This window comes from Gracilibacillus salitolerans, assembly GCF_009650095.1.
GTDB classification, from domain to species: Bacteria; Bacillota; Bacilli; order Bacillales; family Amphibacillaceae; genus Gracilibacillus; species Gracilibacillus salitolerans.
The window spans coordinates 3909522-3933777 of sequence record NZ_CP045915.1 but is presented as its reverse complement, the minus strand read 5'-3'; the positions used below and the strand labels follow the sequence as shown (position 1 = coordinate 3933777).

Annotated in this window: 19 protein-coding genes; 17 read left to right on the top strand and 2 right to left on the bottom strand. The window is 35.9% G+C overall.

What is annotated here, in order from left to right:
* Nucleotides 1-58 precede the first annotated feature (58 nt).
* The 10 genes from GI584_RS18790 to GI584_RS18745 all read left to right on the top strand — a co-directional run bounded on the left by GI584_RS18790 (nt 59) and on the right by GI584_RS18745 (nt 13468).
* On the top strand, nt 59-604 hold the full coding sequence (locus GI584_RS18790; protein ID WP_153792184.1) for a nucleotidyltransferase domain-containing protein: 546 nt from the start codon (nt 59-61) through the stop codon (nt 602-604).
* 187 nt (nt 605-791) lie between these two features.
* Entirely contained in the window at nt 792-905 is a 114-nt protein-coding gene (locus GI584_RS24425; RefSeq protein WP_407647371.1) for an SEC-C metal-binding domain-containing protein, read from the top strand.
* A 269-nt stretch (nt 906-1174) separates the two neighbouring features.
* On the top strand, nt 1175-1858 hold the full coding sequence (locus GI584_RS18780) for a YesL family protein (RefSeq protein WP_153792183.1): 684 nt from the start codon (nt 1175-1177) through the stop codon (nt 1856-1858).
* Nucleotides 1859-2117: 259 nt separating this feature from the next.
* A complete protein-coding gene (locus GI584_RS18775) occupies nt 2118-3086 on the top strand; it encodes an ABC transporter permease (RefSeq protein ID WP_153792182.1) in 969 nt (322 codons plus the stop codon).
* 16 nt (nt 3087-3102) lie between these two features.
* Nucleotides 3103-3975 (top strand): carbohydrate ABC transporter permease, encoded by an 873-nt coding sequence (locus GI584_RS18770; protein WP_100359267.1) that lies wholly within the window; start codon nt 3103-3105, stop codon nt 3973-3975.
* A gap of 52 nt (nt 3976-4027) precedes the next feature.
* Nucleotides 4028-5572, top strand: a complete 1545-nt coding sequence (locus GI584_RS18765; RefSeq protein WP_153792181.1) for an extracellular solute-binding protein — start codon at nt 4028-4030, stop codon at nt 5570-5572.
* Between the two features lie 160 nt (nt 5573-5732).
* Nucleotides 5733-8069 (top strand): helix-turn-helix transcriptional regulator, encoded by a 2337-nt coding sequence (locus GI584_RS18760; RefSeq protein WP_100359269.1) that lies wholly within the window; start codon nt 5733-5735, stop codon nt 8067-8069.
* Between the two features lie 137 nt (nt 8070-8206).
* A complete protein-coding gene (locus GI584_RS18755) occupies nt 8207-11353 on the top strand; it encodes a glycosyl hydrolase (RefSeq protein WP_194842044.1) in 3147 nt (1048 codons plus the stop codon).
* Between the two features lie 13 nt (nt 11354-11366).
* Nucleotides 11367-12728, top strand: coding sequence for a sulfatase family protein (locus GI584_RS18750; RefSeq protein ID WP_153792179.1), 1362 nt, complete (start codon nt 11367-11369; stop codon nt 12726-12728).
* 320 nt (nt 12729-13048) lie between these two features.
* Nucleotides 13049-13468: an NUDIX hydrolase gene (locus tag GI584_RS18745; RefSeq protein WP_153792178.1), complete on the top strand. Its 420-nt coding sequence runs from the start codon at nt 13049-13051 to the stop codon at nt 13466-13468.
* A 197-nt stretch (nt 13469-13665) separates the two neighbouring features.
* Here the strand turns inward: GI584_RS18745 and GI584_RS18740 are convergent, their stop codons facing one another.
* Nucleotides 13666-14631: a M23 family metallopeptidase gene (locus GI584_RS18740; RefSeq protein WP_153792177.1), complete on the bottom strand. Its 966-nt coding sequence runs from the start codon at nt 14629-14631 to the stop codon at nt 13666-13668.
* Nucleotides 14632-14950: 319 nt separating this feature from the next.
* On the opposite strand from GI584_RS18740, the gene GI584_RS18735 reads away from it, so the two are divergent.
* Together GI584_RS18735 and GI584_RS18730 are read left to right on the top strand one after the other, a co-directional pair.
* Nucleotides 14951-15982, top strand: a complete 1032-nt coding sequence (locus tag GI584_RS18735) for a LacI family DNA-binding transcriptional regulator (protein WP_153792176.1) — start codon at nt 14951-14953, stop codon at nt 15980-15982.
* Between the two features lie 355 nt (nt 15983-16337).
* A complete protein-coding gene (locus GI584_RS18730; RefSeq protein ID WP_153792175.1) occupies nt 16338-17141 on the top strand; it encodes a CPBP family intramembrane glutamic endopeptidase in 804 nt (267 codons plus the stop codon).
* Between the two features lie 93 nt (nt 17142-17234).
* Here GI584_RS18730 and GI584_RS18725 read toward each other — a convergent pair whose 3' ends face one another.
* Complete coding sequence (locus GI584_RS18725; protein WP_100359276.1) at nt 17235-18083, bottom strand: CvfB family protein; 849 nt, start codon at nt 18081-18083, stop codon at nt 17235-17237.
* Nucleotides 18084-18625: 542 nt separating this feature from the next.
* On the opposite strand from GI584_RS18725, the gene GI584_RS18720 reads away from it, so the two are divergent.
* The 5 genes from GI584_RS18720 (at nt 18626) to GI584_RS18700 (ending at nt 24124) form a co-directional block, all read left to right on the top strand.
* The gene (locus tag GI584_RS18720; protein WP_194842043.1) at nt 18626-19951 is read left to right on the top strand and encodes a glycoside hydrolase family 30 protein; all 1326 of its coding nucleotides are present in this window, start codon (nt 18626-18628) and stop codon (nt 19949-19951) included.
* Nucleotides 19952-20056: 105 nt separating this feature from the next.
* Nucleotides 20057-21490: an ABC transporter substrate-binding protein gene (locus GI584_RS18715; protein ID WP_157801826.1), complete on the top strand. Its 1434-nt coding sequence runs from the start codon at nt 20057-20059 to the stop codon at nt 21488-21490.
* 89 nt (nt 21491-21579) lie between these two features.
* Nucleotides 21580-22569 carry a carbohydrate ABC transporter permease gene (locus GI584_RS18710; protein ID WP_153792173.1) on the top strand — a complete coding sequence of 330 codons (990 nt, stop codon included), beginning with the start codon at nt 21580-21582 and terminating at the stop codon, nt 22567-22569.
* Nucleotides 22566-23396 (top strand): carbohydrate ABC transporter permease, encoded by an 831-nt coding sequence (locus tag GI584_RS18705; protein WP_100359280.1) that lies wholly within the window; start codon nt 22566-22568, stop codon nt 23394-23396. Before GI584_RS18710 ends, GI584_RS18705 begins: the two co-directional genes overlap by 4 nt.
* A gap of 92 nt (nt 23397-23488) precedes the next feature.
* Complete coding sequence (locus tag GI584_RS18700; RefSeq protein ID WP_194842042.1) at nt 23489-24124, top strand: YesL family protein; 636 nt, start codon at nt 23489-23491, stop codon at nt 24122-24124.
* Nucleotides 24125-24256 lie beyond the last annotated feature (132 nt).

The following is a 24256-nucleotide window of genomic DNA, read 5'->3' as shown; positions in this document are numbered from 1 at the left end:
GTCTTTGTATAATGGCGTAACAGTTCTTTAAAATATCCATGAATGTCAGGAGAATAATATGCTAAAGACATTATCTTTTATCGGCGACAGATTAAAAAACAAGAATATAATTTGGGGAGTTGGTGGTTCACTTCTACTTAGTTTTTATAAAATAATTGATAAACCTAATGATATAGATATTTTGGTAGATGAAACAAATGCAACCAAATTAAATGAAATAATGTCATCGATTGGGAAAGCGAAAGAAGCATTAAGTTCTCACCCTTTTCGCACAATGAATTTCTCTAAATATAGAATTAACGGTATTGATATTGATGTCATGGGTGGATTTGCAATACAACATGACGAAGGGATTTATAAAATATCACTGCAACAGGAATCTATTGTAACCCATAAAAAAATAAATGGAGTGGATATCCCTTTATGTTCACTCGAAGATTGGTATATCCTATATTGGTTAATTCCAAACAAACAAGAAAAAGCGTTGCTTATTGAAAATTTTTTAAGAACTAATGGAATAATATATCCACAATTGTTAGAAAAAGCACTGAAACAGTCTTTACCGCTTGAAGTGAAAGAAAGGGTAGAAAAGCTATTAAACTAAACTTGCCAATTATTTGTGAAGAAAGCTACTTAAAGTAACGGGGGCTAATGTTGAAGAAGAAACCCGAAAAACAACAGGTCCATTTGCTTCACATTACTATTCAACAATAAGGCGCGATTGCTGAACTTGTGGATCAATCCTTGTTGGTAATGATGACATCGATTAATTATGATGTCTTCATTATTCGATGCATTCATTAATTTCAATGAGAAAAATGTTTGTAATGTCATCAAAGGTAGGCAGAAATGAGCCATGTCCATACGGTAGCGGGAAGAAATACAAGAAGTGTTACGGGCGTTAACCTGGTGCCACTCCTCGAAATTGGGTGAGGTGAAGGTATTTTTAGAAGGTATAAATCATGGTTAAGTATATCCTCTCAAGTTGAGTAGATATTAGATATCTACTGAATTCAACTTCCTTTTTTACCTTGAATGTGATAATGTTGACTCGCTGTGATATCGCTTTCAATTCGAGGTGAGTTTATATCATATCAATAGTTCTTTTAAAAGCTAGCTGGTTAGCTGTTTTACAATCCATTTTAAAGATTTATGTTCAAAGAAGGTGCCGCATATGGAAATAAGGGGAATTTGGGGTGTTTTTTACAAAATTTCGCTTTGGTTAACCCGGATTGCAAGTGTGAATCTATTATGGTTTCTCTTTAACTTACCTGTAGCAATTGTAGTATTTAATATGTTACTGGCCAGTTATATAGGAGAGTTAATCATTTTTTTTGTGCTGTTAGTTATTTTAGTACCCATTGTTACTTTCCCAGCTACAACTGCTTTATTCGCTGTAGTTCGTCGGTGGGTTTTAGGAGAAGATGTAAATATAGTAAAAGGATTTTGGGAATATTATAAGCAAAATTATCTGGACAGCCTAAAAGGTGGATTATTTATTACCTTGATATGGAGCTCGATGTTCTTTTACTATTATATCTTAACTTTCAACTCACTAGAAATATTCACCTATTTATTTTATCTTTTGCTTGCTATATTATTTGTGTTTACGATTCACTTTTTTTCGATCACGGTTCATTTCCAATCGCGAACACTTACTATTTTAAAAAATGCTATGTTCTTTACAGTCATAAATCCGATTCTGACGATTGAAATTATCGTAGTAAGCGGGTTGCTTATTTATCTGAGCAGTACTTACTTTTCTTTCCTTGTCCCATTTTTTATTGGTTCTACCATTGCATTTGTTTCTTTCCTCGGTTTCCACCGGTTCACATCTAGGTTAAAAATAGTAGATTAACATGTCTTTCCAATTGAGGAAAGACATTATTTTTTTGTGAGATATGAACCTTGTAGCCTTGATAGAGCAGTCTTTATAAAAAAAAGACTAAGTTATAAAAAAAGTGTTAATCCGATTATTCAAGAAATAAAAAGAGTATTATTGCAGGAAATATTTCAACTGTTTACATTAAAAGCATACCTTTTGTCACTTTACAAAGAATGTAATAACAAAATTGTAAGCGCATGCATAAATGGTCTGATTGAGGAGGGATTTAAAAATGGAAAGGGCAAAAGAATTAAATGAAAAGGAATTAATGGATAACGCAAAACCTAAAAGTAAAGCAAAAAAATTTTTATCACAATTATCAAGGGATAAATATCTTTACCTGCTAGCATTACCGGGTTTAATTTATTTTCTCCTATTTAAATATGTTCCGATGTGGGGCATTTCTATTGCGTTTAAAGATTTTTCTCCTTTCTTAGGATATGTTGAAAGTCCCTGGGTAGGTTGGCAGCATTTTCAAAGGTTATTTGGAAATCAGGACTTTTTCATGTTATTAAGAAATACGCTAGCTATTAGCTTTTTGAATTTACTTTTCTTTTTTCCTTTACCAATTATTCTTTCACTTTTATTAAATGAGGTGAGAAATCAATTTTATAAACGAACAGTACAATCGATTGTTTATTTACCACACTTTCTATCGTGGGTTATTATTGCTAGTTTAACCTTTATGTTATTGTCAAAATCTGAAGGGGTCATCAATCAACTGTTTGTGTTTTTTGGTTTTGAAAAATTTGATTTTCTCACCAATTCGGATATTTTCTGGTTTTTACTTACTGGACAGTCGGTTTGGAAGGAAGCAGGTTGGGGAACCATTATTTTTCTAGCAGCTATTGCCGGAGTAAATACTGAGTTGTATGAAGCAGCGAGAATTGATGGTGCAAATAGATTTCGTCAAATTTGGCATGTGACATTACCTGCGATTCGAAATGTCATCATTATATTACTTATCCTTCGCTTGGGAGATGTCATGGAAGTAGGATTTGAGCAAGTATTCCTTATGTATAATGGCGCTGTTTCCGAGGTGGCGGAAGTATTTGATACCTATGTTTATCGTGTGGGTATTCAACAAGGTCAATTTAGTTACAGTACGGCTGTAGGGCTGTTTAAATCATTTGTGGGATTGGTTTTAGTAGTAATAGCCAATAAGATGTCTAAAAAGTTTGGTGAAGAGGGAATTTACTAGGAAAGGAGTGCAGGAAATGATTAAAAAAAGTGTAGGCGATAAAGTGTTTGACGTATCCAACTTGATTTTTCTAGGAATTATGTCTATTGTGACGATCTTTCCAATCTATTATGTGGTCGTGGTATCCTTTACAGATCCGATTGAATACTTACAAAAGAGTATGGTTCTCTTCCCGGAAAACTGGTCATTAGCATCTTATGAGTATCTACTCTCATCTGGGGCATTTGTTCAATCATTAGGGGTGAGTACCTTTCTAACCGTTGTAGGTACTGCCTGTAGTTTAGTGATTACCTCGTCATTTGCTTATGCTTTATCAAGGAAGAAATTTAAAGGTAGAAAGTTTATTTTGTTATTAGTATTGTTTACGATTTTATTTAATCCTGGCATTATTCCTAACTATCTGCTTGTCAAAGAGTTAGGGTTAATCAATAGCTTATGGTCTGTCATTTTAGTTTCGTTATCCAATGGTTGGTTTGTTATTTTAATGAAAGGTTTTTATGACAGTATTCCCGATACGTTAGTAGAAGCTGCGACGATTGATGGATGTAATGATTTGACTGCATGGATTAAAATTATTTTGCCATTATCTCTTCCATCGATAGCAGCATTTGGCTTATTTTTTGCGGTGCAATATTGGAATCAATATTTTAATGCCTTGTTATATTTAAATGAATCAAGCAAGTGGCCTATTCAAGTATTGTTGCAGAATATGTTAATTGATGCATCCAGTAGTAGTTTAGGAGATGTCGACCCACTCCTGCAGCCGCCACCAAGTGAAACATTAAAGATGGCAGCAGTTGTTATTGCTATTGTACCGATCCTTATGATATATCCATTTCTACAAAAACACTTTGCTAAAGGGGTGATGATTGGATCGATTAAAGAATAAATAAGGTATCGGTATGAATTGATAAATAGTTTTAAAAAATAGGAGGGTTAATATGTTGAAAAAAGGTTTGCTTATGTTAATGGTATTGTTCTTATCTATTTTAGTAGCATGCAATGGCAATGATGAGGAAAGTAGTAGCGATAATAATGGGGGTAGTAATGAAACAGAAAATGGTGAAGAAGAAGCTGCAAATGATTCTGATCCTGCCGAAGTAAGGGTTATGAGTCACTTCTTTAGTCCGACTCCACCTGAACAAGATGGTGAAGTGGAGCAGGCAATCGAGGAAGGGACAAATACAGATTTAAGTATTGAATGGGTTTCAGCGAACAACTATGAGGAAAAATTTAATGTCATGTTAGCTTCAGGTGACCTGCCAGATTTAATGTTGGTACCAGATCCGTTTAGTCCGGTTTATCGTCAAGCTGCACAACAAGGTGCTTTTTGGGATGTTTCTCCCTATATTGATGATTACCCAAATATAAAAGAAGGTATTGCTGATATCGCTTGGGAACTGACAAGTTTGGATGGTGCAAATTATGGTATCCCACGTCCAAGGCCGTCTGAAGGTGAAACATTCTTTTCTCTTAGAAAAGACTGGTTAGATAATCTGGGAATGGAAATCCCAGAAACTTCAGATGAGTTATATGAAGTGATGAGAGCATTTACTCATGATGATCCAGATCAGAATGGTGAAGATGATACAATCGGTTATGCGGGCTATGTTAATCCAACTGATATGGGTAATATGGGTGTTTTTGAAGGTATCTTTACTGGTGCTACTGGTCAATGGAAAGATGTAGATGGCGAACTGATCCACACAGCATTATTACCAGAAACTCGTGATGCTATTGAGTTTCTAAGTAATGCCTATCAAGATGGATTAATTCCGGAAGATTTTGCATCGCTACAGAATAGTCAGTCACAAGAAATGTTCAAAAGTGGGGAAGCTGGTATGTTAAGTGAAAAAGCAGGTGCTTTTCAGGAAGTATACGATACGTTAAAAAGTATCAACCCAGATTTTGAGTTTACCAGCCTATATCCACTTGAAGAAGTGAATGGATATAATCCGGCAGGACCTGGTTTTGCTAGCGTCAATGTTATTTCGAAAAGTGTACCGGAAGAAAAAATGAAAACAATCTTGCAAATGATTAATGACTGGATGGAAGATGATGTATTTCAGTTACATCGACACGGTATTGAAGGTGTTCACCACACAGTAGAAGACGGGGAAGTAGTGATCAACACAGAAAAAGCCCAAGAAGATGCTATCGGTGACTTTAACCAAATCGTTTATGTATCTGATCCTTATGCAAGCTCTGTCAAACCAACGTTCCCAGAAGAAGCTCAAGAGCTATACCAAGAAATTCAGGATGCCAGAGAAGAGACTAGTGTTCCTGATGTAAGCTTAGGCTTATTTTCTGAAACTGGTCAAACTTATTTACCTGAGTTAGAGAAAAAGTTACAAGACTTGAAGACTAAGATTATCCTTGGTTCGGAGTCAATGGAGGCATGGGATAGCTTAGTCGAAGAACTTGAACAAGACCCAGATATGCAAGCAATGACGGAAGAAATGAATGAGGCATATCAAGCACGCTAAAATTAAGAGTTTAAAAAATCTCTCTGCTATTCTACTAGTAGAGAGATTTTTTAATCTTAGGATATATGCTAAAATAATGTAAACGCTTTTATTGCGGTGTAGCATTGATAAGACTTCCACTGATGGAAGTCTCACTTTATAGAGAGGGAGGGAAAGGTTATTGAAGCAAAAACTCCAAAACTATCGGACATATATCGCTAATCTACTATTAAATAAAAATTACCGAAAAAATTTAATTGTTTTTTTATTAGTTACAAGTCTTCCAGGCATTATTTTTACGTTCGTATTATTTATCGTAAGTAAGACACAAATGGAAAATGAGCTACATGAAGTGCATAAGAATTATTTACATAAAACAATTGAAACAATTGATGAACATTTAACTAATATCGAGCTACTACTTGGACATTGGGCATCGGACTCCAATTTTATGAATACATATAATAGTGTTGATGTCGTAACCGAGTATGAAAGCGTATATCGAATCTATAATACGTTATTAGTTATGGAAGGATCTAACCCTTTAATTGGAAGAGTAGAATTATTTATCAATGAACCAAAGCCTTTAGTTTTTACGAAAAATGGCTATTATCATTTAACTACGGATGAACAAAAAGAACATTATGAGAGCTTATTACATGAGTATGATCGAAATTTATTCTGGACATCGGATTTAACCCCAATTGAGACGGGGTATGAAAATCGATATGCTCCGATAAAGTTAGTACATAAAATTACCACATTTAATTCACCGGACTCTGCGTCTATCATTGTCTTTCTGAATAAAGAAGCATTACTGGAACTAATCAAATCACCATATGAAGAGGGGTCAGTTTTTATTCAGAGAAATGAAACAGATTGGATTTTTACAGAGGATGGACGGAGTCATTTAACTGCCTTAGAAAATGAAGTATTAACAGAAATAGGTCAGAATATCTCTTTAAACGAGCCTTTTGTTTTTGAATGGGAGGGACTTCGATACACCGTCACCTATGATACGATTTCGCGGTTACAGGAAGATTGGAAATACATATCTGTGGCGCCCTTATCAACGATTACCGAACCAGTTGTATTTATTTCTAAGTTATTTCTTATTATCAGTTTGAGTATGCTGTTAATTGCTATTATTTTAACTATCTTTGTCTCGAATAAGCTGTATGCACCTGTTAAAAAGCTCTTGGAAAAAATGAATCGAAATCGAGATCGAAAAACGATTAGTGAATTTGAAATAATAGAGGAAGCATGGGAGGATTTATCAACGGAAAGTGAACAACTGCAAAAAAAGATAAAAAGGCAGCTTCCTTATTTGCGTCAAGGCTTCTTATTGCAATTAATCCAAGGATTCTTCTATTCATATCCAGAGCGTATATTAATCGAGCGCATGGAGCATTTTGGTTGGACGGTTAAAAACCATCGCTATATCTTGATGTATATTCAACTATTTGGCTTTTCCAAAGTAAAAGATAAGTTTGGAGAAGATGAAGGACTTATTACATTTGTAGCTAGTAATATCACCGAAGAACTGATGCAAAACGCAAGTATTCAAGCAGATGTCATTAATTTTCATGATTTGTCTTTGGGTGTATTTATTACGTATGACGATAGCAAGTCGCATAACGAATTAAAAAAAGAGCTTGTAGAGAAAAGCGAAGAAATGATTACATATATTAATCAAATATGTAAGATGGATGTATCCGTTGGTATCAGCAGAAGAACGGATAGTATTAAACTGATCCATAACCATTTTGAAGAGACGAAAAATGCTCTGAGCTTTCGAAATGTCCATGAAAATAATCAAATCATTGAGATAGAAAATATGGATTATTTAACAAAGAAAAGTGAAACGCTCGAATATCCTTTTGATATCGAAAAGCAAATGTCCCAAGCTATCAGGTTACGGGATAAAGAAGAGACGAAACGGTTATTGCAAGCATTTTTTCAATCCATCACTTCAAATTACACAAACGAAGCACTCTTTAAACAGACTGCATTCCAATTATTAGGAAGTATTCTTCAGGTAGCGATGCAATCCGGCTTAATGAATGACTTTGTCGATAAAGGAGCTAATTTGTATCAGCAATTGAATGCGATCAAAGATATGGAAGAAATCAATCGGTGGTTTGAAGTGAAAGTAATCGACCCTATGATTGATGAGTTGTCTCAAAAGAAAAATCAAAGATTGCAAATTATCGTGGAAAAAGTGATAGAACTGTTAGAAGAAAACTATATGAATGATATATCCCTAGATGAGTGTGCGGAACAAGTAAAATTAAATCCCTCTATTTTGAGTAAAGTATTTAAAGACATAACAGGCTTGAATTTTATTGATTATTTAACGAACATTCGCTTGAACAAGGCGAAAGAAATGCTGATCGATACCGATTTGAAAATTAATCAAGTGGCCCAAAATATTGGTTATCGCCACAGTTATTTTAATCGCCTTTTCAAGAAGAGTGAAGGTGTTACTCCGAGTGAGTTTCGTTCGCTTCATCGCTAGATCATGTAATCAAAATAAGAGAAATTAATAAAAAAAGTCTTACTTTAAAATCAAAAATGTATCATTGTCGGGAATAGCTATATCCGATATAGTTCTTGTTGAAAGCGTTTAACATTCGTGGTTTAAGGAGTGAAATGATGAATATTCAAAGTTTCAACCAACCGAACCCAGAATACGGAATCCATCCATTTTGGTTTTGGAACGGAGAATTAACCGAAGAAGAGATTTCTTATCAACTGAAAGAAATGGCAGATAAACATGTGACAGGCGTGTATATTTGCGCAAGACAGGGAATGGACGTTCCTTACTTGTCTGATCAATGGTTCGACAAGGTAGAATATGCGATCCAAATTGCTGCAAGTTATGGTATGGATGTTTGGTTATATGATGAGTATCCTTATCCAAGCGGTATGGCTGGCGGAGAAGTAACATTAGAGCATAAGGATGCTAAACAAACAAACCTAGTGCATCATGCTGAAAAAGTAAACGGAGAACAGAAAGTGAGGATTACATTGCCTTGGGGGAAAATTCTATTTGCCAGAGCTGTTCCGGTTAAACCTGATACGAAGGAACTTAAATGGGAGGAAGCGATTGACCTCAAGCTGAAAATTGGAAACTCACAGGTAGAGCATATTTATCAGAAGACGGGATTAACCGCATATAATCAAAGACGTTTCTTTACTTATGGACCTAAAAAAGTACTAGAGTGGGATGCACCTAACGGTAGTTGGGAGATTCATTGTTTTATTGAAGAGGAAATAGAAGATTTTAAATACTATGGTACTTTTGTGGATCCATTGCATAAAGAAGCCATTCAATCATTTATACAGTTAACACATGACCGTTACTTAGAGAAATTGGGTCCACATTTCGGAAAGACAGTGAAGGGAATGTTTACTGATGAGACTCACTTATTAGGGCGATTTCCATGGTCTCCTCAGCTAGTTCCATATATAAAAGATACCTATGGCTATGATATTAGAGAATATTTATACTTACTAATCACTGATGCGAAGGATTATGCAAAGATTCGTTATCACTATTTTCAGTCGATTCATGTCTTGTTAAGAGATACGTACCATAAGCAAATCCATGATTGGTGTGAGAAGGCAGGAATTGACTATGTCGCCGAAGTGCCATCTGCAAGGATGTCAGGACAGGTTTACAGTCATGTACCCGGCGGTGACAGTGCACATGAAAAGCTTGGACGGTCGCTTGACTGGATTTTTAAAAGGTATTTCTTCAGCATGAGAGCCAATCCAAAAATGATAAGTGCCTTAAGTAATCAGCTAAATCGTGATAGAGCTTTAATCGAATGTTTTCATAGTGTAGGCTGGTCTATGACATTGCAGGATGCGAAGTGGATGATTGACCGACTTGCGGTTTTAGGTATTAATTTCTTCAATTTTCATGCATTTTTTTATACGTTAAATAGTTTGGTGAAACATGATGCACCGCCTTCGCAATTCATCCAAAATCCTTATTGGAAACATTATAGAAAGCTTGGTGATTATGTATCACGAATCAGCTACTTAATGAGTCAGGGAGAAGTAATTCGTCCTATTGCTGTGTTAGATCCAACAACAAGCTTCTGGACCAAAATGGCGAATCCATTTGCCTCTTTTTCTTATGCAGGAGAAAGTGAGCAGGAAAAAGCTACGTTGGAAAATCTGAAAAATGACTGGGCAGATATTTGTCTAGAGCTTACGAAGGGATATAAAGATTATGATCATCTGGATCCAGAGATTTTGTGGAAGGCAGAAATAGCGGATGGCAAAATAAAAATCGGCAAAGCAACTTATGCAGTATTAATTTTGCCTCCGATGACAAACTTGGAAAAGCAGGCATGGAAACAAATCAAGCTTTTTCTCCAACAAGGTGGAACGGTGATTGCGAACGGATTATTGCCATATGAAGATATTGGAGAAGATACGAGTCATTATCAGGAAATGAAACAATTATTCGATGAGGATGACAACAAGTCACAAGTGAATGCTTATTTCATACCTTTTTCTAATGCATCTGAGAAAACAAAACCGTTATTCTCCTTATTGGAAAATATTCTGGATGAAGAGGTGTTTGTCGATGTGAAGGATCAATCGCAAAGCTTTTTAGTCCAGCACCGGAAATTGGATGATTCTGAACTCCTTTTTGTTACCAATCAGGAAGAGGGCAGACATGAGGTATCACTTGGTCTTTATAAAGCGAAAGAGAATCATGCCTACTACTTAATAGATTTAGAGAGAGGGGAAAGAACGCTAATGTCATCTGTGTTTAGAGATGGTTTTTCGCAAATAGATTTACAGTTTGAGCCATATCAATCCTATATGGTGCAAATTGAGAAAAATTCCGATCCAATAGCAACAAGTGAAAAAGAAGGGAAAATCATCGAAATAGCAAGTAAGCAAGAATGGCAAATGGAGACGAAGGAAAAAAACATCGTGCGATTCGATTCCTTTCACTTAAATATCGCAGGCTCTGAAGTACAACAAAGTCAAGTAACTGCGAAAACCTTTATTGATCAATGTGAAGATTTGTCCAAAAATAATTCGTTACCTGTTTCGTTTAAGCAATTATTTGGAACACCAATGAAACTCCATTTAAATTATCCGATTGAAGTAAATTACCAAACGAATTTTATCGTTGAAAATATGCCAACTGATTGCACACTTATGATGGATCGCAAGGCTATTTCGGAAGATTTGTCGATCTATATTAATCACCAAAAGATAGATACGGAGTCTTTTCAGCAGATGTTTGTCTACGATCACAACAATATCGTTTCGGATATAAGACGTCATTTACTCGAAGGGGAAAACCTGATTGCTATCAAAGGTAAGGTTTATAAAGATTGGGATGGTGTCGTGGATCCTATTTATTTCAGAGGAGATTTTGGGGTTCAATTTAATGAAGAGAAAACTCCTATTTTGGTAGAAAAGCCAACTACTGCACATTCGTTGATCGGTCCTTTTGAAAGGTTGCCTTTTTATGCGGGTACGCTTGAATTCACTAGAAACATAGAGCTTAATCCAGAAAACACTAGTTATCAAATAAATATCGAGGAGATCGACGACATACATGATGTTGTCGAAGTAATGGTTAATGATGTTTCATTAGGAGTGAAAGCTTGGTCTCCCTATGTTTGGGAAATCAGTGGTGACCTGTTAAGAAACGGTGAAAATAAAATAGCTATACAGATAACAAATACGTTAGCAGGATTATTGGAAGGAAAGTATTTTGATTATAAAAAGCATGAATTGATCGATGTGAGAGATACGGAGTAAGGAGGCGAATCATTTGAAAAAGCAACAATCTAGTAAACCGAACGTAATTGTTTTTTTTACAGATCAGCAGCGTTGGGATACCACAGGTGTTCATGGTAATCCTTTAGATTTAACTCCTAATTTTGACAGAGTCGCACAGGAGGGTACACACTTATATCATTCTTTTACTTGCCAACCTGTATGTGCGCCAGCTCGTGCTTGCTTTCAAACAGGGAAATATGCAACCGAGACAGGATGCTTTAGAAATGGTATTCCACTACCAGCGGAGGAAAAGACTTTAGCGGATTACTTTAAAGAGAATGGCTACTATACCGGATATATTGGAAAGTGGCATTTAGCTGCCGAAGAACCGGTAAGTGAAGAAAGGCAAGGCGGCTATGACTACTGGCTTGCTGCCAATGGATTAGAGCATACGTCTGAACCTTATCAAACAAGAGTTTATAATAATAAGCAAGAACCTGTGGATTTACCTGGTTATCGTGTCGATGCGCTGACAGATGCAGCCATTCGTTTTATTGAAAAAGAAGACAAAAAAGCTCATCCGTTTTTCTTATTTTTATCTTTTTTAGAGCCACACCATCAAAATCGTACAGATGATTATCCGGCACCAACAGGATATAGTGAAAAATATACGTCGAGATGGACACCGCCAGATCTTCAAGCATTAAGTGGAACCGCATTTCAGCAATTAGGTGGCTATTATGGCATGGTAAAACGACTTGATGAAGCATTAGGAAGATTAATGGATGTACTTAAAAGTTTGCAGATAGAGGATAATACGATTGTCCTATTTACTTCAGATCATGGTTGCCATTTTAAAACTCGTAATAAAGAATATAAACGCTCTTGTCATGAGAGCTCTGTTCGAATTCCCACTGCTGTTACTGGACCTGGTTTTGTTGAGGGTGGACGAAAGAAAGAGCTGGTAAGTCTGATTGATTTTGCGCCGACTCTATTAGATGCAGCTGGGATTGATGTACCTGATGAATTATCAGGACGATCCTTTTTGCCATTGGTTACTAATAAAGATATAGATTGGAAAAATGAAGTCTTTATTCAAATTAGTGAATCACAAGTAGGTCGAGCTGTTCGAACACAAAGGTGGAAGTACAGTGTTTCCAATCTATCACTACATCCAGCTGAACATGATAAAGCATCGGTTTATCAGGAAGAATTTTTATATGACCTTGAAGCAGATCCTTATGAACTAACCAATTTAATCGAACTGAAATCTCACAGAGAGGTAAAAGAACGTTTGCGTGAGAGATTATTAGACTTTATTCGAAAGGTGGAGGGAGAAACGCCAGAGATTAGAGGTGCTGCAGAAGTCGAAAGTGGTCAGCGGAAGGTGTTGCCGGAAGAAATAAGTTATTAGTTTTTATCAATTATATTTTATAAACATGATTAATGCTAATTCCTTTGTGTTCTATTTGGCAATTCATATAGAAAAAGTGTCCAGAAAACCTGTATCCGTATAAGGGAAAACGAAAGTAAGGGTAGAAGGTTGTCAAAACTAGTATCTGTCATTCTAGTAAAAATAACTTGAATGACAGATACTCTTTTTTAATATTTATTCACCCTGATACTGTTTAACTCCAAGTATATGCTTTTGTATCATTATGTTAGTGTTGGTTATTTATTAACGTGTATTGTATTGAGGAATACAAAGAAAAATTAGTTAGGAGTTGATCCAACATGGAAAAATGGTTCGGTTCTTCAGGTGTATGTATCAATGAAAATGCTGAATTGCTTATGGTATTACAAGGTAAACCAGAAGAGGATAAAAAATGGTCTGTACCACCAGGGGGACAAGAGAAAAATGAAACTTTTGAAGATTGTTGTATTCGGGAATTTGAGGAAGAAACAGGTTATGTTGTTGAATTAGTTGATGAATTAACAGTGAAAAAAGGTAGCCATAAGGAACTTGGCATTTCTTTCGAAGTTCATTATTTTTTAGTGAAGATTGTCGGTGGTCAACGAAAAATTCAAGACCCAGATCATTTAATATATGATATCGCATGGAAAAACGTAGACGAATTAACAAAATTAGATTTAAGTTTTCCAGAAGACAGAGATTTTTTAATAGATTATATTAAAATAAGCGGTAATTGCTAGAACCAAAAAACGAGCGCTCAAATGTCGAATAGAGGGACAGTCTAAAGGATAAGAAGCGAAAAAATAAGAGTTCCCGTCGAGCAGATGAGTTTTACTCGACGAGAAGCTGAACTCTCGCATTAATAGATCCCTATCCTCTGCTAGTATTTCCCACAATATAACTAACACTCTAGAAGTATTATACAAAAGGTAACTGATTAAAATCCTTCAACAAAATCCCCACGAACAGGTTCTTCTCCATTTTCTAACTTAATCCTGATAGAAGTAGATTCTTCTAAATCAACTCCATCTCCCACATGAAAATGAATATGGGGTTCACTGGAATTTCCCGAGTTACCCACATTTCCTAATAAATCGCCAGCATTGACTTGATCTCCTTCATCTACCTCAAGGGATCCTTGTTTGAAATGAGCAATAAAGCTGTATTCGTTATTTTCATGTTCTAGGATAACATGGTTACCAAGTGGCTCCTCAGCATTTGTATCAACTGTCGGCGTATTGTCTGGTATGTTATTCTCTACGGAGACGACTAGTCCTTCTCTTGGGGCTAGGACATCCTTCCCGAACGCATAGTAACTTTCATTATTTGTTGGATCCCCTTTATAAGTGGAATCTTCTTCTACAATAACCAAATCGAAAGCATATCTCTGACTTTCAACGGCATAATGATAATTGACAAGCTCATTCGTACCACCCCAGAAAGTGAACCACTCTCCAGTCATGGGCATCTGGTAAGTATTTTCTGTATAGACCTCATCACTTTCTGGATGACTGGTAACTGGTGTGAGTTGTATCCCTTCAATAGTTTGATCATCTGCAAAATGAGTGGTAATTCCTTTGTCTCCTTCGTCACTGATCCATTGGTATTCTGTTAGATTTTGAATAGGCATTTCAGATACGAGTTCAAGGCTATTAACTCCACTATTAAAGTCACTACCTACTTCTTGGAATTCATCCAACGATACCATTTCTTGAAACGATTCACTTGTTTGGTTGTAAATTATTTCAAAATTATTTGCTAAAAATTCATTTGGAAATTGATCTGCAGAGACAGTTTCTTCGGAAGGATTATTTTCCTCTTGTTCGCTCTCATTATCATTGTTACAAGCAACAAGCATTACCCCTAATAAAAATCCGATACTAGTTAATTGAAGTTTCTTCATTTTTCATTCTCCTTATTCAAGTTAATCCTGTTTCTACATAGTAAGTATAACGGTTTAATTGTATTTAGAAAACAGTTGATCCATTATTTAACAATTAAATAATCGTGGGCTTAGATCCGGAGATTTCTGATAAGCTTTGCTTTTAAAAGATTATATTAGGAATTGCCCCTGGCTTCTTTTGTCAGGGGTTTTTGCTTATGGAGAAGAGGAGAATTCCGGTTGGATGGAGAGTATTTAGAGAGAATTAATACATTTTTTTCTATATTATTCATATAATTTTGTAGAAAACGATTACATATACAAAGAAAGAGTAGATAATATGAAACGTAAATCAATAACGATATACGATATTGCAAAAGAAGCAGGAGTTTCTTCCGCTACAGTTTCCAGAGTGATCGCAGGTAATTATCCGGTGAGTGCAAAAACTAGAAAAAAAGTGCTTGGTCTCATTGATAAATATGATTATCAGCCTAATGCTGTAGCGAGAAGTTTAACAAAGAAGGAAACAAAAATGATAGGATTCGTTTTGCCAGATATAACGAATCCTTTTTTTTCGCAAGTATTTATTGAAGCAGAAAAATATGCATTGACGAAGGGATATACGCTTATATTATGTAATTCGATGAACAGTAGTGAAATGGAATCTAAATACTTAAGGCTCCTTTCTGAGCGACAAGTAGAAGGTATCATTTTAATGGGTGGCAGAATTAATAAAAAATTTCCTGATGCAGTGGAGGTAAGTGAGGTATCGCAAGTTTTGGATAAATTGCCTGTTATGATGATTAACGGAAAAATTGATGGTCTTCATTGTCATAGTGTGCGAACGGATGAGGCAAAAGGGATGGAATTAGCTGTCAATCATTTAGTCCGTCAAGGTCATAAGAAAATCGGCCTTATCGGTGGTGTGAAAGGAATCACAACTACGGATATTAAAGTCGAAGCTTATAGAAATCTCTTATCAAAATACGACTTAACAATCAGGGAAAGTTGGCAAATCTATAGTGGGTTTGATGTGCAAACAGGAGAAGAAGCGATAGATAAATTACTAATGTTAAACAAAGATAAATTACCGACAGCATTAATAGGAATAAATGATTTGGTTATCATTGGAGCGCTTAAAGCATGCAGAAGAAAAAGAATGAAGCCATTTGATTTTGTCGGTTTCGATAATACAGATTTGGCAAAAAATTCAAGCCCTGAAATAACATCCGTAAGCCATCCTTATAATGAACTTGGAAAAAAAGCGATAGATCTGCTGATAAATGCTAGTAAATCAAGTAATGAAAGTAAAGATATACTTCTTGATCCTTATTTAGAAGTGAGAGAATCCTGTAGCATAACTAAACTGTGAATTTAATGGTATCTCATCAAAGCGAGGGAAATGAGAATACCGCTTTACTGTGGAGATACTAGTGAAACTGTACATGGTGAGATAGAGGCCGTTAATCTCGCACGTAGAATTCACAGGTCATCTATGTCATTTAGTAGGAGAGTTGCTGACGACCGCTCTTCGAGATAAAATAACGCAACCAAAAATTAATATGTTGAAAACTTTGTAAATGTAACGTATTTTTTTTCATTTTCTACTTGAAAACTAAACAATAAGGTATAAAATACTATGATATGTGGATTATTTTTTTATACACAACCCTTTAATTAAAAGCTCCTATCATTTATCTATAATTAATAAAACACAAGGAGATAACATGAAAAAAACGAAGGATAATTTCATCCAAATAATCATAGGGACTATATTTCTATGTGGTATGATGGTTATCTCATATGGTAACAATACAACATTAGTCCTATTAGTATTTGCTTGTTTATTTGCACTTGGAATTGCTATTAAGAGATATAGATACATAATCATTAACATTTTTATTTTTTTGTTAAGTTTTCAGTTATATGTATCGGTAAGGCAGCTGTTACACATATACATGGAAAACATCCAGGTAATAGTTATTTTAGACCGCATATTACTCAGTATTGTAATATTAAGTCTTGTATTCACCTCTTACCTTTATAAAAAGCCAGTTGATTCTTACCTAAATAAACCTCAATGGCATAATAGAGTATACTTCCCGTTTGTTACGCATGGCTTTCATTTTATCAAAATAAGTAAATTCCTAAAAATAGCTATTTTATGTAATGTGGTAGTATTCGTTCCACTGATTCTATTCTTTAATAACATGGAACAAATAAGAAATCTTCTTTTCTTTGCTATTATATTTTCGCTCATCAATGCTACTATAGAGGAGCTAATTTGGCGAGGGGCATTTTTGAATTTACTCTCTAAAGAATTTTCGATGGTCTTTGCGTTAATCGTTACTAGTTTAGCTTTTGGAATTCAACATGTCGTTCTGGGCATTCCAATACTGGCTGCCGTTAGTTTTTCCATTGGCGGGCTATTCTTTGCGATTGTAGTGATACGAGCGAATAGCATTTTTCCGGCAATTATGTGGCATTTCATCATTAATTTATTTATGGTTTTTAGTGGTTTAATTATTTGATTTTAAAAATATAAATACCTATGACTCAAACAAATCATACATTGTCTGGATGCCAAAGGTATTTTTCAGGATATCTGTTTTTTATAAGTACGGTTATTTAGCAATTAAGTAAGTTTTTCCATCACGTTGTTCAATTTTTCTTTCTTTCATTAATTTGCCAAGTGCACGTTTGAATGCTGCTTTACTTATGTTAAATGTGTCGCGAATATCTTCAGGGTCACTTTTGTCGGAAAACGGAATAACGCCACCACTTTCTTCTAGTCGTGCCAATATTGCGTCAGCATCTTCACCCATACTGTGTTGTTTTAATGGTCTTAGAGATACATTTAATGTTCCGTCAGGCTTCACTTCAATCACACGACCTTCTACTAGTTCGCCTAACCGCGGCTCTTTTTTTCGTTCGGTGTGATGGATAAATCCGCGATAGCTTTCTTCAGTTATACATACAGCACCTTCTCTATCTGTACGATAGATGCGACCACTGATGGTTGTGTTTAATAGATCATTGGATGCTGATTCGAATACTCTTTCAAAAACTCCTTCTGTTGCAGGAAGTGCGAGAAGACGCCCTTTCTGATCTTTTCCTAATGTAACATAAAGCTCATCACCTACCGCTGGCCATACGTCTTCAAACAATGGCAGATCATCTTTTGATACGAGGATTTCTTTTGTTGTACCAATGTTAACAAATACACCCAAGTGCGGTAATACTTCCACAACTTTAGCCCAGCCATACGTATCGATTTGAACAGTTGGTAATTGTGTCGTTGCAACAGTTTGTCCTTTTTTATCCTGATAAAGAAAAACATCAACAGATTGCTCGGCTTCAAGTTCTGAGTCCGTTTCATTATGGTGTAAGAGTATGTCGTCTTCTAAAACATAACCGGTATCGATTTTTCGTAGTACCTCCAGCTTTTGGATTGTACCTATTTGATTATTCATATCAAGCCCTTCTTTCTTTACTTATATGTATTGGAAAAGGGGTACTCTTACTATAAGAGTACCCCTTTGATTCATAAAGTAACACATAAGATTTATTATTTTTTTAATCCCGATAAATTCGGGTGGGAAATTTCATTATTGGAATTTCACTTAACCGCGGTACATGTTCCACTGGGAATTTTCTAACTTAAGCAACGCAAGCCCTACCTGCTCTTGCGTCCTTGCGACCCCTTAGTCGCGCCAGTGTGAATAAGCATCTTCAAAAAACTTTCCGTAGAATGCCAGATACACTTAGTTGTTACTTCACTTTTGTTAACTCGACTATAATCTCATAAATAAAGACAAATGTCAACTATTGTACATCTTTTCTGGAAAATAGCGATTTTTTTCTGCATGTCAAATTCTTTCAAAAGTCAAATTGTCGATATTATAAAAAATACAAATCAACTCGAAAAAATAGTAACCGGTTTCTATTTTGTAGCATTTTATTTCATTTTTTTAATACTATATAGTAACCGGTTACTTTGAAAAGGGGAGATTGTGTGTTCGATACTTCTGGTAAAGCACAAACAATAGAAGGATTTGGCGTTTCAGGAGCTTGGTGGTCACAGGCTATTGGCGGGTGGACGGATGCCAAACGCAAGCAAATAATTGATTTATTATTCGATCAGGATGTTGGCATAGGGTTATCGATCTATCGTTATAATATTGGAGCTGGTTCTGGAGAAGAAATCAGTGACTCATGGAGAAGAACGGAATCCTTTGAAGTAGAAAAAGATGTCTATGATTGGAATAGAGATGAGTATGCAACAAGAGTATTAAGAGAAATTCACCAGAAAGGTGTTAAGAACTTTGTAGCTTTTGCAAATAGTCCGACCGCAAGAATGACAAAATCAGGTCTGGTTACTGGTGAGAAAAATGGAAAATCCAATTTAAAAGAGGATATGTATGAAGATTTTGCGACGTACCTGGTGGATGTGATCAATCACTTAATAGAAGATGAAGGAATCCCGATTACGTATGTGAGTCCGATTAATGAGCCACAATGGGATTGGCAACGGGAAAAAGGGCAAGAAGGTTGTCATTATACGCCAGAGGAATGTGTGAAGCTGCTAAAAATTTTACAAAATAAAATAGAACTGCAATCTGTTAAGGATGTGCAAATTTCAGCAATTGAAGCAGGGGAATGGAAGACTGCAAAAACATATATCGACGCCATTTTTACAGATAAAGAACTAATGACAGCGCTTACCAATTTTGATGTTCATTCTTACTGGTCTGATGCAGAAGATAAAATGAATATCGCCAATTATATGGAAAAGAATTATCCATCCATAGAGTTAAATATGAGCGAATGGACGGAAATGAAGCAGAAACGGGATTATGGCATGGATTCCGCTTTAGTACTAGCAAACACTATTCATGATGATCTAACCGTAGCAAACGTTAGCTCGTGGCAATATTGGATTGCTGTTTCTAAATATGATTTTCGCGATGGGCTCATCTATACCAATGATGGAACAGAGGATATCGAAGAAACGAAGAGATTGTGGGTAATGGGCAATTATAGCAAGTTTATTCGACCAGGTGCCAAGCAAATAAATCTAGCTGAAGCACAAGACTCTCTTAAAGCCTCTCTATTTTACGATGAAAATACTAATCAATATATTTGTGTTGTCATCAATAACGACAGAACGAACCGTAGTGTAGCCCTTAAAAGTGATTTATCACATGATTTTAACTATCTACAAGTATTTGAAACCTCTGAAAATAATAATCTATCTAAAGTTTATCAGGGAGAAATCTCAGAATCTTTTGATGTAGAACGAGAAAGTGTAACAACTTTCATCCTAAAGGCCATACCTTGATTTTCCTCGGACGGTCTTTCCAAAATGAAGGAGGTGAGTCTGTCCATTTGATTGAAAGCTAGTTTCATTTATTCTATTTAAAATCTAATAATGGGGGAAACGTCAATGAAAAAAATAAGTAAGTTCATGTTTAGTTTGTTGGCAGTTTTGTTATTACTTAGTGCCTGTAATTCTGATGAAGAGGATACGGATAGTGGCAGTGAAGACGAGGATGGTGTAACACTTACGTTCTGGAATAGATATCCGGAGCTCAGAGGCGGATTTGAAGATTTAATCGAACAATTTGAAGCAGAACATCCTGGAATAAACATTGAAAAACAAGAAGTTCCTGAACCGGAGACACAACTTCGCACCGCACTTTCAGAAGGAGATCTCCCAGATATGTGGACTAATATAGTAGAATTGGCTGAATTAATTGAAGTAGATGCGGTGAAAAATTTAGATGAGATATTTACTGATGAGGTGAAAGGCCAGTTTCAGGAAGGTACATGGTTTGAAAACGGAACTACTGCAGACAGTTCCGTATATGGCTTCCCTTTGGCATCGGCAAGAAGTAAAGCAATGATCATGTATTATAATAAAGACGTTTTTGACATGTTAGGTTTAACGGAAGGCGATATACCTCAGTCATGGGAAGAGTTTAAAGAGCTTGGACAAACAATTGTAGATGACTCTGGCGGCGCTGTTTATCCAATCGTGTGGAATAATCCTGGATGGGCAAATGAACAACTAGTCTCGATGATGGGAACGGCAATTACACCAGAAGTGCCTTGGCAGGAAAATTATAAAGAAGGTGTCCCGCAAGTATTAACAGAAGGTAAAGTGGAAAGTGCAAAATTTTTAAAAGAATTGCTAGATGAAGGACTTATGGCACCTCAAAGTGTTGAAATAGGTTTAGGTGAAGCGGAAGCAACTTTTTCAGTTGGTCAAAGTGCTTTCCTGTGGAGTGGTGACTGGGTAGGAAGACAATTATTTGTTGAAACAGAATTTGAAAATTGGGGTGTAGCTCCACTCCCTACCAAGGACGGTAATCCATATTATTACCATGCCGGATCAGAAGCAACTAGTATCCGAGTTAATAACGAAACAGAACACTGGGAAGAAGTGAAAACATTTTTGGAATATTCACTTGAACATCTTCACGAAGTGGTTTATGTGAATACAGGTGCTGGACTGCCAGCTAAAGAAGATGTTGGTGGAGAGCCTCCATTTGAACAATATAATGACATTCTCGAATTAGAAAATGAACTAGCGATTCCTGTACCAAAACCAGCAGAATTCAACTCTGAGGTTGTTGAATTTAATAAGGCCTATCGAAATAAATTAGAAGTTGGCGGTATTGGTGATGTAGTAGTTGGTTATATCACAGGTAATATTTCTGATCTGGAAGCCGAAATAGAACAAATAGATCAAGAAATGAAAGATGCCTTCTTTGAAACACTGGATGAATTCTCAGAAGTTTCCCAAGATGATTATATTTATCCGAACTGGGAGCCTTTTGCACCTTATACTATAGAGAAATACGACGAGCTAAGGTAAGTACAACATAAATTACTATAGTCTGGTCGAAGGACTATAGTAATTTATCCTTTTTCTGTAAAAAAACAGTTAGAAAGGGTGAAAATGTTTTGTCTAAAAATGATGGTAACGGTAAGACGGCGTCAAATGCAAATCTGAAAACATTAAAAAAGAAAAAGGCGATGTGGGCATATATTTTTCTTTTACCACAAATTATTGTGTTTTTTGTTTTTTCTGCATATCCAATCGTAATGAGTTATGTTTATTCCTTCTATGAGTGGACTGGAATTGGACCATTAGATGATTTTGTTGGCTTAGGGAATTACCAGCAACTATTAACTTCACCAAGGTTTTGGAATTCGGCTGTAGTGTCTATTTACTATATTTTAGGTACAACCATACTAGGTGTTGGTGGTGCGTTAATCCTGGCCATTATATTAAATGATCAAAAACTTAACGGGAAAGGTTTCTATCGAGCGATATATTTCCTCCCAGTTGTTACGACTACGGCAATTGTCGGGATAATTATGGGTAATATCTTCGGAATTAATGGTTTCGTTAACCAGATCCTTTTACATGCTAATTTGATCGATAAACCGATTCCATGGTTAACAGATCCTTTCCTAGCTGTAATCATCCTCATTGTGATTGGATCCTGGAAAGGTCTTGGGATTAATATGGTTTATTGGTTGGCCGGATTGCAATCGATTCCGAATGAACTATATGAATCAGCACAACTCGATGGAGCTGGATTCTGGTCGACTTTAAGACACGTAACATTACCATTATTAAAACCAATGGCCGCAGTTATTATTCTGTTGTCGCTAGTAAGTGGTATCAATGCCTTTGACTTGGTTAAAACACTAACAAATGGCGGGCCAAACTTTGCAACAGAAACAATGGATCTCTTTATCTATAATTTTGCCTTTTCTAGCCAGCTTGGTGGTGGACAAGTACGAATGGGTTATGCTTCTGCGGCAGGAGTTTTATTAGGATTATTCACGTTTGTAATTAGTATGATATTTGGTGCTGCTTCATTTGGTAAACAGATCATAAAACTAAGAGGAAGTAAAAGAAGAAAAGGTGGTGTGAATGTATGATTTCAACCAAATCAGCCCGCCTGATTATACATGTGTTCTTAATTCTTTTCGGGATTGTTTGGATATATCCATTTGTATGGATGGTGTTTTCTTCATTAAAAACAAATCAGGAATTTTTGACAAGTGGTACGGCACTTCTTCCGGAAGAATTCCAATGGGGAAATTACGCAGATGCCTGGTATACCGCGAACTTTTCAGGCTACTTCCTCAACACAGTGATTTTTACAGTAGCTACTGTTGTGATTGTCATTTTCCTTTCGTCATTAACGGGTTATGCGTTAGGTCGAATTGATTTCCCGGGTAAAAAAACAATTATGATCTGTGTAGTAGCGATTATGTTTATTCCAAAAGGCTACACGATCATTCCGTTATTCAAGTTGGTAAGTAACATGGGGTTGGCTGACTCGATTCTTGGTATCATTGTGGCAGAGGCTTCTGGCGCTCACGTTTTGTTTATTCTCATGTTTGCTTCTTTCTTCGCGAATCTACCGAAGTCCATTGAAGAAGCAGCCGAAATTGATGGTGCCGGATTTTTAACAGTTTTCAGTAAAGTCATGTTACCGTTAAGTATGCCAATCGTCGCAACCACTGCGATCATGCAATTTATTTGGACATGGAGTTCTTTCTTAGTACCGCTCGTACTAACGATTAGTAAACCTGAGCTGAGAACACTAGCTGTAGGGATGCAGAGCTTTGTTCAAACATATGCAGTTGATTTCTCAGGTATGGCAGCAGGCGCAACGATTTCCTTATTACCAGTAATGATTATTTTTATCATTATGCAACGATACTTTATTGAAGGGGTAGCAGGTGCTGTTAAAAGTTAAGGAGAAGATTCCCACAGAAACATGGATGATACTAGCAGAAATGGCTGTGGGGACCCCTTTCTATTTTTGTGAAAAAGAAAGGTTGATAAATGATGAATGCTTTTGGAAATACATTTATTTATAAATTTTCTGAGTGGGTCATTCGAATAAGTTTACTGAATTTACTATGGATTCTTTTTACTGTTATCGGATTAGGTTTTGCAGGTTTTTTTCCAGCAACAGTCGCAATGTTTACGATTGTGCGGCGTTGGGTGAAAGGCAATGCTGATGAACAGATTTTTAAGAGCTTTCTGGAATTATTCAAAAGGCATTTCTTAAAGGCAAATATGTTAGGATATATTTGTGCCCTAGGTGGAGCAGTATTATATTGGGATTATCTATTAGTCAAAAGTTTGAGTGGGCCATTTCAAATGGTTATGATGCTATTGTTGGTACCTGTTGCCTTTTACTATTTCATGGTGACGTTTTTTGTTTTCCCGGTATATGTCCATTACGATATCAAGTTGATGGAATGCTTTAAATATGCCTTTATTATTGGTGCTTCTTATCCATTGCGAACCATCTATATGGTATTTGTAACCTTCGTTGTCTATTATGTAACTGTTTCATTCCCGGTTCTCTTTCTATTTTTCTCAGGCAGTGTATGGAGCTTCTTGATTATGCGCTTTACATATGTTGCTTTTGAGAAAGTGGAAGTGAGAAATAATAGGATGGTTGAGCCAGTTTAATTATACTTTCCTCAATTATTAAATATTTTCTTAAGTTAATTTATTTCCCATGTATAATGATCGAAAGCATATCGAATAAAAGATATGCTTTCGTTTTTTTTATAGAAAGAAGAGGGTGTCGTTTTGGTGACA